Origin of the sequence: Streptomyces sp. NPDC001549, from assembly GCF_042894025.1 — a bacterium.
GTDB lineage: Bacteria > Actinomycetota > Actinomycetes > Streptomycetales > Streptomycetaceae > Streptomyces > Streptomyces kutzneri.
Genome location: NZ_JBIAVJ010000007.1, coordinates 254241 through 267762, shown reverse-complemented (window position 1 = coordinate 267762; position 13522 = coordinate 254241). Strand labels below are relative to the sequence as shown.

The following is a 13522-nucleotide window of genomic DNA, read 5'->3' as shown; positions in this document are numbered from 1 at the left end:
TTTTCATTCTCCCGCTGCGGTCGGTCTGACGGAAATACACGTCAGCGGCTGTCTGCCAGGCAGCCGTGTGGTGCTACCGAGGAGGATCCATCAGCACCGAGCCCCGCATCAACGACCGGATTCGCGTTCCCGAGGTACGGCTTGTCGGTCCCAGCGGCGAGCAGGTCGGCATCGTGCCGCTTGCCAAGGCGCTTGAGCTCGCGCAGGAGTACGACCTCGACCTGGTCGAGGTCGCGGCGTCCGCACGCCCGCCGGTCTGCAAGCTCATGGACTACGGCAAGTTCAAGTACGAGTCGGCCATGAAGGCCCGTGAGGCGCGCAAGAACCAGGCGCACACGGTCATCAAGGAAATGAAGCTCCGGCCGAAGATCGACCCGCACGACTATGACACCAAGAAGGGTCACGTCGTTCGGTTCCTCAAGCAGGGCGACAAGGTCAAGATCACGATCATGTTCCGTGGTCGCGAGCAGTCCCGGCCGGAACTCGGCTACCGACTGCTGCAGCGTCTCGCTTCGGACGTCGAGGACCTCGGGTTCATCGAGTCGAACCCGAAGCAGGACGGCCGAAACATGATCATGGTCCTCGGTCCGCACAAGAAGAAGACCGAGGCGATGGCCGAAGCCCGCGAGGCGCAGGCCGCCCGCAAGGCGGAGCGCCAGGGTGTCGCCCACACCGAAGACGAGGCTCCTTCCGAGGACGCCGCTGTCGAGGTCGATGACACCACCGAGGTCGCCTCCGCCGAGGCCACCGAGGCCGCTGCCGAAGAGGCTCCGGCCGACGAGGCGAACGCCGAGGCCTGATTCCAGGACACCCCGTCCCGGATCACCCGACACAACATGACGCTCCCGTAAGCCGGTCCCGTACCGGACCGGTGGGAGCGCCACCGACGAGGAGATAACGGCGCCATGCCGAAGAACAAGACGCACAGCGGTACCAAGAAGCGCTTCAAGGTCACCGGCTCCGGCAAGGTGCTCCGTGAGCGCGCCGGCAAGCGCCACCTGCTCGAGCACAAGTCGTCCCGTGTCACCCGCCGCCTCACCGGCAACGCGGAGATGGCCCCCGGCGACGCCGCGAAGATCAAGAAGCTTCTCGGCATCTGACGTCTCCGCTCCCCCTGCCGGGAGCGGACGCACGTCGAGACCGGGACCCCATCGAATTTCGGGCCGTGTGAAGACACCCACGGCCCCGCTACAAGGAGTTAAAAAGTGGCACGCGTCAAGCGGGCAGTAAACGCCCACAAGAAGCGCCGGGCAATCCTCGAGGCGGCCTCCGGCTACCGCGGTCAGCGTTCGCGCCTGTACCGCAAGGCCAAGGAGCAGGTCACCCACTCGCTGGTCTACAACTTCAACGACCGCAAGAAGCGCAAGGGCGACTTCCGTCAGCTGTGGATCCAGCGCATCAACGCCGCTGCCCGCCAGAACGGCATGACGTACAACCGCCTCATCCAGGGTCTGAAGGCCGCCAACATCGAGGTGGACCGCAAGATCCTCGCGGAGCTGGCCGTCAACGACGCCAACGCGTTCGCCGCGCTCGTCGAGGTCGCGCAGAAGGCGCTTCCGGCCGACGTCAACGCCCCCAAGGCCGCTGCCTAAGGGCTAGCCGGCCCAAGCTCACACCGGGCCGGCCCCCACGGACCCGCAGGCATTCGCCTGCGGGTCCGTGTGCTTTCCGCGCCGCGCCGCGCCGCCCCTGCTGTCCTGCCCCCGGCCGCGCCGCCCCGTCCAGCCCCCGTCCCGCCCGGAACCCCGAAAGAGAACCGCACACACCATGGGTCACCCCGACGAGCTGATCTCCCCCCGATCCCCGCGGGTGGCCGCCGCCAGGCGGCTGGCGCGGCGCAACTTCCGCACCAAGGAGCGCCGCTTCATCGCCGAGGGCCCGCAGGCCGTCCGCGAGGCCGTCGAGCACCGTGGACCCACGGGCGCGTCGACCCTGATCGAGCTGTTCGCCACCGTCGAGGCCGCCGAGCGCTACTCCGGGATCATCGAGGCCGCCCTGGACGCGGGCGCCCGCGTGCACTACGCCTCCGACGAGGTGCTCGCCGAGGTCTCCCAGACCGTCACCCCGCAGGGCCTGGTCGGTGTCTGCCACTTCCTGGACTCCCCGTTCGAGGAGATCCTCAAGGCCCGGCCCAAGCTCGTCGCCGTCCTCGCGCACGTCCGCGACCCCGGCAACGCCGGTACGGTGCTGCGCTGCGCGGACGCCGCGGGCGCCGACGCGGTGGTGCTGACCGATGCCTCCGTGGACCTCTACAACCCCAAGTCGGTACGGGCCTCCGTCGGCTCCCTCTTCCACCTCCCGGTCGCGGTCGGCGTTCCGGTCGAGCAGGCCGTCGAGGGGCTGCGGGCGGCCGGCGTACGGATCCTGGCGGCCGACGGCGCCGGTGACGAGGACCTCGACGCCGAGCTGGACGCGGGCACCATGGGCGGGCCCTCCGCCTGGGTCTTCGGCAACGAGGCCTGGGGTCTGCCGGAGGAGACCAGGGCCCTGGCGGACGCCGTCGTACGGGTCCCGATCCACGGAAAGGCGGAGAGCCTGAACCTGGCGACGGCCGCCGCCGTGTGCCTCTACGCGTCAGCGCGTGCACAGCGGGCGCCCGGAGGGTGCCGCTCTGTGACCCCCAGCTAGTAATGTGGCGGCCCGGGGGGCCCACTGCGCTACTCGGAGATGTGGGGTACGGGGACATGACCGTCGGTACGAACAGCTCGCCGGAGGCCGACACGACGGCCGGTCCGCCGTTGCCGGTCGGCCCCTGCGCCCGTACGGGCGGGGGGCCCGTCGATGCCGCGCCCCCCGCACTCGCCTCCGACGCGCTGCGCGGCGTACCGCCGCAGGGCGCGGCCCGCGGGGCGGTCCTGGGCGTCGGCGCCCCCGGTGAAGGGCTGGCCTTCGGGATCGACCCCGACTGCCTGCCCGACGGGCTCGTCGTCGCCGACGCCACCGGGCACGTGATCTGCTTCAACCGGGCCGCGGCCCGGATGACCGCGACCGATCCCGCCCAGGCGCTCGGCACGCGCATCGAGCGGGCGCTCCCGCTGGAGGACCTCGAAGGCCGCCGCTGGTGGGCGCTGACCGACCCGTACGGGGGCCTCGCCACCCGCCGCGGGCAGCCCGAGCGGAACCTGCTGCTCCCGGGCGGGCGCGAGGTGCTGGTCTCCGCCAGCTACGTGCGTACGCACCCCACCGGCCCGCTGCGCCGCCTCGTGGTCACCCTGCGCGGTACCGAGGCCCGCCGGCGCACCGAGCGCAGCCACGCCGAGCTCATCGCCACCGTCGCCCACGAGCTGCGCTCCCCGCTGACCTCGGTCAAGGGGTTCACGGCCACCCTGCTCGCCAAGTGGGAGCGGTTCACCGACGACCAGAAGCGGCTGATGCTGGAGACCGTCGACGCCGACGCCAACCGGGTCACCCGCCTCATCGCCGAGCTCCTCGACATCTCCCGCATCGACTCCGGCCGCCTGGAGGTGCGCCGCCAGCCGGTGGACATCGCCACCGCCGTCGGCCGCCACGTGCAGGCGCTCACCGCGAACGGGCAGGACCCCGAGCGGTTCCTCGTGAGCGTCAGCCGCCCGCTCCCCGATCTGTGGGCCGATCCGGACAAGATCGACCAGATCCTCGGCAACCTCCTGGAAAATGCGGTGCGCCACGGAGAGGGAACGGTCACCATCGGTGTATCGCCGCATGAGAAGGGAACCGCCGTCACCGTGACCGACGAAGGCCCCGGGATCCCCGAGGAGTCGATGGGCCGCGTCTTCACCCGCTTCTGGCGGGGGAGCAAGCGCGGCGGCACCGGCCTGGGCCTGTACATCGTCAAGGGCATCGTGGAGGCTCACGGCGGGACCATCACGGTCGGCCGCGGCCCAGGCGGCGGCGCCGAGTTCCGATTTATCCTGCCCGTGAGCGCCCCCGCGTATCTCACGCAGTAGCCCTGCGGAGAGTCCCGGCAGGCGGCCCACGGGCTCCTTCACCCCCAGCGACCTTTAGACTCGTCCTTTGGCACCTTTGTGTCTCTGCGTCGATCGGTCCGATCCTGTCGTACGGGGACCCACCAGCCAGCCATCGGAAGTACGGGAAGAGATGTCGGCACCGAACAAGTCGTACGACCCTGTCGAGGTCGAGGCACTGAAACCGGAAGAGATCGAGCGCATGCGGGACGAGGCGCTCGCCGCCTTCGCGTCCGCCGGCGACCTCGACGCGCTGCGTGAGGCGAAGACCGCGCACATGGGCGACCGCTCGCCCCTGGCGCTCGCCAACCGCGAGATCGGCGCGCTGCCCCCGCAGGCCAAGGCCGAGGCGGGCAAGCGCGTGGGCCAGGCCCGCGGCGCCGTGAACAAGGCCTTCGGGGCCCGCACGGTCGCGCTTGAGGCGGAGCGCGACGAGCGGGTGCTGGTCGAGGAGGCCGTGGACGTCACGCTGCCCTACGACCGCGTCCCCGCCGGCGCCCGGCACCCCCTGACCACGCTGATGGACCGCATCGCGGACATCTTCGTGGCCATGGGGTACGAGGTCGCCGAGGGGCCGGAGGTGGAGGCCGAGTGGTTCAACTTCGACGCCCTCAACTTCACGCCCGATCACCCGGCGCGCCAGATGCAGGACACCTTCTTCGTCCAGGGGCCCGAGGGCACCCAGGGCGACGAGTCCGGCGTCGTGCTGCGCACCCACACCTCCCCGGTGCAGGCGCGCTCGCTGCTGGAGCGCAAGCCCCCCGTCTACATCGTCTGCCCGGGCCGGGTGTACCGCACCGACGAGCTCGACGCGACGCACACCCCGGTCTTCCACCAGGTCGAGCTGCTCGCCGTGGACGAGGGCCTGACCATGGCGGACCTCAAGGGCACCATGGACCACATGGTCCAGGAGCTCTTCGGCGAGGGCACCACCACGCGCCTGCGCCCGCACTTCTTCCCCTTCACCGAGCCGTCCGCCGAGATGGACATGCAGTGCTACGTGTGCCGCGGCGAGTCGGTGGGCAACCCCGACCGCCCGTGCCGTACCTGCTCCAGCGAGGGCTGGATCGAGCTCGGCGGCTGCGGCATGGTCAACCCCAAGGTGCTCGTCGCCTGCGGTGTGGACCCCGAGAAGTACAGCGGATTCGCCTTCGGGTTCGGCATCGAACGGATGCTGATGTTCCGCCACAACGTCGAAGACATGCGAGACATGGTCGAGGGTGACGTTCGCTTCACCCGGCCGTTCGGGAGTGAGATCTGATGCGCGTCCCGCTTTCCTGGCTGCGGGAGTACGTCGATCTCCCCGCGGGTGAAACCGGCCGTGACGTGGCGGCCAAGCTGGTCGACGCCGGCCTCGAGGTCGAGACCGTCGAGCAGCTCGGCGGCGGCCTCAAGGGCCCGCTCGTCGTCGGTCAGGTGCTGACCATCGAGGAGCTGGAGGGCTTCCGCAAGCCGATCCGCTTCTGCACGGTCGACGTCGGTCAGGCCAACGGCACCGGCGAGCCGCAGGAGATCGTCTGCGGCGCCCGGAACTTCGCCGTCGGCGACAAGGTCGTCGTGGTGCTGCCCGGCGCGGTCCTGCCCGGCGACTTCGCGATCGCCGCGCGCAAGACCTACGGCCGCACCTCGCACGGCATGATCTGCTCCGGCGACGAGCTGGGCATGGGCGACGACGGCACGCACGGCATCATCGTGCTGCCGCACGAGCACGAGGTCGGCACCGACGCGATCGAGCTGCTCCAGCTCGTCGACGAGGTCCTCGACATCGACATCACCCCGGACCGCGGCTACTGCATGTCCATGCGGGGTGTCGCCCGTGAGGCGGCCACCGCCTACGGCCTGCCGCTGCGCGACCCGGCGCTGCTCGACGTGCCCCAGCCGAACTCGTACGGCTACCCGGTCAAGGTCGACGACCCGGCCGGCTGCGGCCGCTTCACCGCCCGCACGGTGACCGGTCTCGACCCCGACGCGCGCTCCCCGATCTGGCTGACCCGCCGCCTGCAGAAGGCGGGCATGCGCCCGATCTCGCTCGCCGTGGACATCACCAACTACGTGATGCTGGAGCTCGGCCAGCCGCTGCACGCCTACGACCGCTCGTCCGTCGAGGGCACCATCGGTGTCCGCCGCGCCGAGCAGGGCGAGAAGTTCACCACCCTCGACGGGGTCAAGCGCACGCTCGACGCCGAGGACCTGGTGATCACCGACAACAGCGGGCCGATCGGCCTCGCCGGTGTCATGGGCGGCGCCAACACCGAGATCGCCGACTCCGTCACCGACCCTGAGACCGGCCAGGTCACGGGGACCACGGACGTCGTCATCGAGGCCGCGCACTTCGACTCCGTGTCGATCTCGCGCACCGCCCGCCGCCTGAAGCTGTCCTCCGAGGCCTCCAAGCGCTTCGAGCGGGGCGTCGACCCGCAGGCCGCCGCCGCGGCCGCGCAGCGGACCGTCGACCTGCTCGTGCTCCTCGCGGGCGGCACCGCCGAGGCGGGTGTCACCGAGGTCCTCGCCCCGGGCGCGCCGCGCACCATCGCCATGCCCGCGGACCACCCGGACCGGGTGGCGGGCATGGAGTACGGCCGCGAGACCGTCGTACGCCGCCTCCAGGAGATCGGCTGCGACGTCTACGGCCAGGACGAGCTCGTCGTCACCGTCCCCTCGTGGCGGCCCGACCTCGCCGCGCCCAACGACCTCGCCGAAGAGGTCATCCGGCTGGAGGGCTACGGGAACCTCCCGTCGACCCTCCCGCAGGTGCCCTCCGGCCGCGGACTGACCCCCCGGCAGCAGCTGCACCGCCGGGTCGGCCGCGCGCTGGCCGGCGCGGGCTACGTCGAGGCGCTGAGCTACCCGTTCATCGGTGAGGGCGTCTTCGACCAGCTCCAGCTCCCCGCGCACGACGTCGCCCGCCAGGTCGTCAAGCTGGTCAACCCGATCTCCGACGAGGAGCCGGCGCTGCGCACCACGCTGCTGCCGGGTCTGCTCGGCGCGCTGCGCCGCAACGACAGCCGGGGCAGCCACGACCTCGCGCTCTTCGAGACCGGTTCGGTCTTCCGCGCCGCCGCCCGGCCGGGTGTCGCCGTACGGCTGCCCGTCGACCGGCGTCCCACGGACGAGGAGATCGCCACCCTGAACGCGGCCCTGCCCGCGCAGCCGCGGTACGCCGCGGTCGTGCTGGCCGGTGCGCGCGAGCAGGCCGGCTGGTGGGGCAAGGGCCGTCCGGCCGACTGGGCGGACGCGGTCCAGGCCGCCCGCGCGCTGGCCGTCGAGGCCGGCACCGAGCTGGTGGTCCGCCAGGGCCAGTACGGCCCCTGGCACCCGGGCCGCTGCGCCGAGCTGGTCGTCACCCTCGGCGGGGTCGAGCAGGTCATCGGCCACGCCGGTGAACTGCACCCGCGCGTGGTCAAGGCGATGGGCCTGCCGGCCCGCACCAGCGCGATGGAGATCGACCTGGACCGCCTCGCGGCGGCCGGTGGCGAGGCCCTCCAGGCCCCGCGGATCTCCTCCTTCCCGGTGGCGACCCAGGACGTGGCGCTGATCGTCGACGCGTCGGTCCCGGCGTCCTCGGTGGAGGCCGCGCTGCGCAAGGGCGCGGGCGAACTCCTCGAATCGCTGCGGCTGTTCGACGTGTTCACCGGTGAGCAGGTCGGCGAGGGCAAGAAGTCCCTGGCCTACGCGCTGCGCTTCCGCGCGGCCGACCGGACGCTGACCGCCGAGGAGTCCACGGCCGCGCGCGACGCGGCGGTGGCCCTGGCGGGCGAGCGGACCGGGGCGGTGCTCCGGGGCGCGTAGCCGCTTCGTACACGCGTGAGGGGCACGTCCGGACCACCGGACGTGCCCCTCACTCGTTCGGGTGAGAACCCCGGTGGCCCGTGTCCGGGGTGCCGGTCGGTCGACACAATCGATCCGGCCGGAGGGGAGTCCTACGGATGATCACGCGTGGGGAGATGCCCCTGGTGCGCCGGGTGTGCGTCCTGGCCTGGGCCGGCGCCGCGGTGTCCTGGCAGCTGTCCACGCCGGGGCGGCTGGTCCCGAGCCTGGCCACCTGCGCGGCGTTCCTGCTGCTGGCGACCGGGTGCGCGCTGCACATCCGGCGCGAGCTGCTGGGAGAGCTGCGCCGCTCGCAGGAGATCGCGGGCGCCGCGCAGCGGGCGCTGCTGCGGCCGCTGCCGGGGCGGATCGGCGGCCTGACGCCGGCCGCGGCGCAGCTCTCGGCGAGCCGGGGCGCGGCGGTGGGCGGGGACCTGTACGAGGCCGTGCCGACGGCGTACGGGATCCGGGTGGTGATCGGGGACGTCCGGGGCCACGGGCTGCCCGCGCTGGGCGCGGCCGCCGCCGTGCTCGGGGCCTTCCGCGAGGCGGCGTACGACGAGCCCTCGCTGGACGGTGTGCTGCGGCGGATGGAGCGGGCGCTGGGCCGTCATGTCCGTGACCGGGCGCGGGCCGAGCCGGATTCCTCGGCGGCGGAGGAGTTCGTGACGGTCCTGCTCCTCCAGATCGCCGGGGACGGTGCCCTGCTGGCGCTGAACTGCGGCCACCCGTGGCCGTACGTGCTGCGCCCGGCGGCGGTCCTGGAGCACTGCGCTCCGCGCAGCCGGGGCCCCGCCCCGGACCCCGCGCCCCAATCTCCCCCGGCTACCGCTGGGAGGGGCCCCCGGGCGGGGCTGGTTCATCCGGCGCAGCGGGCCACGCAGGTGCTGCCGCTGGCCGGGGGTGAGACCTTACCGCCGCTCGGGGTGGTGCCCGTACCGGCGGACGTGTGGCCGCACGCCTGCGGGGAACTCCGGCCCGGGGAGACGCTGTTCCTGTACACCGACGGGGCCGAGGACGCCCGCGACCGGGCCGGTCGGTTCTTCGATCTGGCGGGCGTCCTCGCAGAGGAGGCGGCGGCCACGCCCACGCGGCTGGTGGCGGGCGTGCACGCCGCCCTGCTGCGGCACACCGGCGGGCGGCTCGCCGACGACGTCGCCCTGCTGGTGCTCCGGAACGACCGGTCCTGACCACCGGCCCCGGACACGCGCGCCGGGCCCGGTGGATGAGCCCGGCGCGCGCTCTCGACCCGGCCCCTGCCGGGGCGCGGCGACCAACCGGGCGCCGGCGGGGCCGGAACGCGCCGCCCGCCTGCCATGGAGTGTCGGGCAGACAGCAGAACGGGCGGCGCGGTGACGGGTCGTCGCACTGTACGAGGGGGAGCCGACGACCCGAGCTGCCTCTTGGCGAGGCTCTTCAGTGAAGCGCCTCCACGGGTCCGTGCGGCAGAGTGCGCATCGCATTTATGCGCGTACACGGTTCACACCCCGTGTGAACCGCGCACCCACTAGCCTGAGACCGACGAGCCCTTGGAGCGGCCCATGCAGCCCAATGTCCTGCTCGACGCCCTCCTCGCCGAGGCGGGCATGTCCCACGCCGGACTCGCCGCGTACGTGAACCAGGCAGGCCGCACCCGCGGACTCGCCCTGCGCTACGAACACACCGCCGTGACACGGTGGTTGAAGGGGCAGCGGCCCCGGGGCCAGGTCCCGGACCTGATCTGCGAGGTGCTCGGCGGGCGGCTGCGGCGTCCCCTCGGGCTGGACGACATCGGGCTCGGCGCGGCCGACCAGCCCGTTCCGCTGCACGCCTCGCCGCTCAGCGGGTTCGTGGACCGGGCCGCCGCCCTGTGGCGTTCCGACGTCCAGGCCCGGCCCCAGCTGCTGGCCGCCGAGGCGGTCACCGGGACGCCCGCCGTCATCCCCGTGTGGGAATGGGAGAATCCGCCCGAGGACGCCGACGTCTCCCGCGAGGGCCCGCTTCCGATCGGTCCCGAGCACATCGAGATCCTGAAGTCCGCCCGCGCCCACTACGAGCTGATGTACCGCCGGGCCGGCGGTCTCGCCACGCGGGACCGGATCGTCCGCTTCCTTGGCAGTGAGACCGCGCCCATGCTGCGCGGGAGCTACTCCGACGACCTCGGCCGCCGGCTGCACCGGGCCACGGGGTCCCTGGTGGCGGTGGCGGGCATCTGCGCGTACGACTCGGACGCCCACGGCCTGGCCCAGCGCTACTTCCACCAGGCCCTGCGCCTGGCCAAGGCGAGCGGGGACCGGGGGCTCGGCGCGTACGTCATCGCGCTGATCGTCAACCAGTCCCTGCACCTGCGGGAGTACCGCCAGGCCGTCGCCTTCGCCGAGGCCGCGCTGCGGGCCGCCGGGCGGCACACCACCGCGGCGCTGGCCGCCGACCTGTACGCGATGCAGGCCAAGGCCTACGCCCAACTCGGCGACACCCCGGCCGCGCTGGCCTGCATCCGCAAGGCGGAGGCGGCCGCCGAGCGGATCCGCCCGGGCAGCGAACCGGACGAGACCGGCTACGTACAGCCGGGGCTCGTCAACGTCCAGGTCGCCGAGGCGCTGCTCAGCCTGGGCGATCTGGAGGCCGCGCGGGTCCAGGCGACGGCCGCCGTCGGCACCCCGGCGCACGACCGCGGCCGGGTGCACCGGCTGGCGATGCTGTGCGAGATCCAGCTGCGCCAGGGGGAGGCCGACCGGGCCGCGGCGTCCGCGGCCGAGATGGCCGAGCGGGCCAAGGGAATGGAGTCGCTGCGGCTGCGCGACCGGCTGCGGGCGGTCCGCGAACAGCTTCTGACCAGCGGTTGTACGGGCGCGGAGGAGACCGCGCGGCTCATCGACGGGGCGCTGCGCGTTCCGCTGTGACGCGCCGGGATGCTGCCATGTTGCCACCTACTCGAACGGAAGAAGGTGGCACAACCGTGCAGTGGACGAACCTGAGTGAGCAGACCGTGTACAAGAACCGTTGGTTCGACGTGAATCTCGCCGATGTGGAACTTCCCGACGGCCGGCACCTGGACCACTTCGTGATCCGGCTGCGTCCGGTCGCCGTCGCCACGGCCGTCAACGAGGCCGACGAGGTGCTGCTGCTCTGGCGGCACCGCTTCATCACCGACAGCTGGGGCTGGGAACTGCCCGCCGGGGTGGTCGAGGACGGTGAGGACATCGCGGCCGCGGCGGCCCGCGAGATGGAGGAGGAGTCGGGCTGGCGCCCCGGCCCGCTCCACCACCTGATGACCGTCGAGCCGTCCAACGGACTGACCGATGCCCGGCACCACCTCTACTGGGCGGACGGGGCCACCCACATCGGGCATCCCGAGGACGATTTCGAGTCCTCGCGCCGGGAGTGGGTCCCGCTCAAGCTCGTGCCGGACATGATCGCCCGCGGGGAGATCCCGGCCGCCAACATGGCGGCCGGGCTGCTCCTGCTGCACCACCTGCGGCTCGGCCGGCCGTAGGGCCGGCCGAACGGATCAGCCGTACGGGTAGAAGCCCGCGCCCGTCTTGCGGCCCAGGCGGCCGGCGTCGACCATGCGCTGGAGCAGCGGGGGAGCGGCGTAGAGCGGCTCCTTGTACTCCGCGTACATCGAGTCGGCGATCGACGCGATGGTGTCCAGGCCGATCAGGTCGGACAGCTTGAGCGGGCCCATCGGGTGGGCGCAGCCCAGCTCCATGCCGTTGTCGATGTCCTCGCGGCTGGCGATGCCCGACTCGAACATCCGGATCGCGGACAGCAGGTACGGGACGAGGAGCGCGTTGACGACGAACCCGGACCGGTCCTGGGCGCGGACCGCGTGCTTGCCCAGCACGTCCCGCACCAGGGCCTCGGCCCGCTTGACCGTCTCCTCGCCCGTGGTCAGCGCCGGGATCAGCTCGACGAGCTTCTGCACCGGGGCCGGGTTGAAGAAGTGGATGCCGATGACCTGGTCCGGCCGCGAGGTCGCGACGGCCAGCTTGACCAGCGGGATCGAGGAGGTGTTGGAGGCCAGGATCGCGTCCGGGCGGGTGATCACCTGGTCGAGGATCTGGAAGATCTCCGTCTTGACCTGCTCGTTCTCGACGACGGCCTCGATGACGAGGTCACGGTCGGCGAACTCGCCGAGGTCGGTGGTGAAGGTGAGGCGGGCCAGGGTGGCGTCCCGCTCCTCCTCGCTGATCTTGCCGCGTTCGGCGGCCTTGGTCAGCGAGTTGTGCAGCCGGGTCCGGCCGATCTCCAGGGCTTCGCCGGTGGTCTCGGCGACCTTGACCTCAAGGCCACTGCGGGCGCACACCTCGGCGATACCCGCACCCATCTGGCCACAGCCCACTACGCCGACCCGTGTGATGTCGGAAGGGAGGTCAGTCACTTCGTGCCTTTCGCAGCTCATCCGTTGGCGGGTCCCCCGTACGATTCCGGCGCCCGCCACGCCCCCCGACGTTACTCCCGACCTTGCGCAGGGCGGCGGGCCGGGGCGGGCATGCTGAGCGGACACCGTGCAATGTCACTCAGCGAAACGGAGATGTCACATGACGTACATCGGCCGACGGGCACTGCTGGCCGGAGCCGTGGGGGTGATCGCCGCCGCCACGGCAGGGTCGGCGGCCGCGGCGCCGCGGACTTCCGCCGGGATCCCCGAGGGGCGGACCGGCGCCGCCGACTTCCGGGGGATGTGGATCGCCTCCGTGGCGAATGTGGACTGGCCCTCCGAAAGCGGACTCTCCGCGGCACGGCAGCGCGCGGAGCTGCTCGACCTCCTCGACACCGCGGTCGAGCGGCGCCTGGGCGCGGTGGTCCTCCAGGTCCGGCCGGCGGCGGACGCGTTCTGGCCCTCGAAGCTGGAGCCCTGGTCGCAGTGGCTGACCGGGGAGCAGGGGGTGGATCCCGGCTGGGACCCGCTGGGCACGGCCGTCAAGGAGGCGCACGCCCGGGGACTGGAGCTGCACGCCTGGTTCAACCCGTACCGGGTGGCGAACCACACCGACCTCGACCGGCTGGCGCCCGCGCACCCGGCGCGGCGCAATCCCGGCTGGACGGTGGAGTACGGCGGCAAGCTCTACTACAACCCCGGTCTGCCCGAGGTGCGGCGCTTCGTCCAGGACGCCATGTTCGACGCCGTCTCCCGCTACCCGCTGGACGCCGTGCACTGGGACGACTACTTCTACCCCTATCCGGTGGAGGGGGAGTACTTCGACGACGACGAGGCCTTCGAGGAGTACGGAGCGGGCTTCGGCTCGCGCGCCGCCTGGCGCCGCGCCAACACCGACACCCTGGTCCGCGAGATGTCCGCGCGGCTGCGGGCGCTCGAACCGGCGCCACGGTTCGGGATCAGCCCGTTCGCCGTCTGGCGCAACTCCGACCGGGACCCGGCCGGCTCTCCGACGCGCGCGGGCCTCGGGACGTACGACGACCTCTACGCGGACACCCGCAAGTGGGTCAGGGAGGGCTGGATCGACTACATCGTGCCGCAGGCCTACTGGCACATCGGGCACCCGACCGCCGACTACGCCGACCTCGTGCCCTGGTGGGCGCGGACCGTCGCCGGTACGAAGGTGGACCTGTACGTGGGGGAGGCCCTGTACCGCTGCGACGAGGACAGCCCCACCGAGGCCTGGCGCGACCCAGGGGAGCTGTCGAAGCACCTGACGTTCGCCCGCGGGTTCCCGGAGGTCCGCGGCCACGTCTACTTCTCGGCGAAGCAGGTGGCCGCGGACCCCAACGGAGCGATGGCCCGGGTGGTCGCCGACCACTACGGCCCGGCGGCGTCCCGGCGCTGA

Annotated in this window: 12 protein-coding genes; 11 read left to right on the top strand and 1 reads right to left on the bottom strand. The window is 72.3% G+C overall.

Annotation, left to right across the window (positions count from 1 at the left end):
- Positions 1-65 precede the first annotated feature (65 nt).
- The 10 genes from infC to ACFY04_RS15200 all read left to right on the top strand — a co-directional run bounded on the left by infC (position 66) and on the right by ACFY04_RS15200 (position 11226).
- Positions 66-800: a translation initiation factor IF-3 gene (gene infC / locus ACFY04_RS15245; protein WP_030012386.1), complete on the top strand. Its 735-nt coding sequence runs from the start codon at positions 66-68 to the stop codon at positions 798-800.
- A 105-nt stretch (positions 801-905) separates the two neighbouring features.
- Positions 906-1100 carry a 50S ribosomal protein L35 gene (gene rpmI, locus ACFY04_RS15240; RefSeq protein WP_030012385.1) on the top strand — a complete coding sequence of 65 codons (195 nt, stop codon included), beginning with the start codon at positions 906-908 and terminating at the stop codon, positions 1098-1100.
- Positions 1101-1205: 105 nt separating this feature from the next.
- Positions 1206-1592: a 50S ribosomal protein L20 gene (gene rplT / locus ACFY04_RS15235; RefSeq protein ID WP_007263143.1), complete on the top strand. Its 387-nt coding sequence runs from the start codon at positions 1206-1208 to the stop codon at positions 1590-1592.
- A 175-nt stretch (positions 1593-1767) separates the two neighbouring features.
- Entirely contained in the window at positions 1768-2628 is an 861-nt protein-coding gene (locus ACFY04_RS15230) for a TrmH family RNA methyltransferase (protein WP_389116875.1), read from the top strand.
- A gap of 56 nt (positions 2629-2684) precedes the next feature.
- The gene (locus ACFY04_RS15225) at positions 2685-3926 is read left to right on the top strand and encodes an ATP-binding protein (protein ID WP_389116874.1); all 1242 of its coding nucleotides are present in this window, start codon (positions 2685-2687) and stop codon (positions 3924-3926) included.
- A 151-nt stretch (positions 3927-4077) separates the two neighbouring features.
- Positions 4078-5205, top strand: coding sequence for a phenylalanine--tRNA ligase subunit alpha (gene pheS, locus ACFY04_RS15220; RefSeq protein ID WP_030012061.1), 1128 nt, complete (start codon positions 4078-4080; stop codon positions 5203-5205).
- Positions 5205-7733 (top strand): phenylalanine--tRNA ligase subunit beta, encoded by a 2529-nt coding sequence (pheT, locus tag ACFY04_RS15215; protein WP_389116873.1) that lies wholly within the window; start codon positions 5205-5207, stop codon positions 7731-7733. Before pheS ends, pheT begins: the two co-directional genes overlap by 1 nt.
- A 137-nt stretch (positions 7734-7870) precedes the next feature.
- Positions 7871-8941, top strand: a complete 1071-nt coding sequence (locus ACFY04_RS15210) for a PP2C family protein-serine/threonine phosphatase (RefSeq protein ID WP_389116872.1) — start codon at positions 7871-7873, stop codon at positions 8939-8941.
- 351 nt (positions 8942-9292) lie between these two features.
- The gene (locus ACFY04_RS15205) at positions 9293-10633 is read left to right on the top strand and encodes a transcriptional regulator (protein ID WP_389116870.1); all 1341 of its coding nucleotides are present in this window, start codon (positions 9293-9295) and stop codon (positions 10631-10633) included.
- Positions 10634-10689: 56 nt separating this feature from the next.
- Positions 10690-11226: an NUDIX hydrolase gene (locus ACFY04_RS15200; protein ID WP_389116868.1), complete on the top strand. Its 537-nt coding sequence runs from the start codon at positions 10690-10692 to the stop codon at positions 11224-11226.
- A gap of 15 nt (positions 11227-11241) precedes the next feature.
- On the opposite strand, the gene ACFY04_RS15195 is transcribed toward ACFY04_RS15200, so the two are convergent.
- Positions 11242-12135, bottom strand: coding sequence for a 3-hydroxybutyryl-CoA dehydrogenase (locus tag ACFY04_RS15195; RefSeq protein WP_373043712.1), 894 nt, complete (start codon positions 12133-12135; stop codon positions 11242-11244).
- Between the two features lie 139 nt (positions 12136-12274).
- Between ACFY04_RS15195 and ACFY04_RS15190 the strand changes: the two genes are divergently transcribed.
- Positions 12275-13522, top strand: a complete 1248-nt coding sequence (locus ACFY04_RS15190; RefSeq protein ID WP_389116866.1) for a glycoside hydrolase family 10 protein — start codon at positions 12275-12277, stop codon at positions 13520-13522.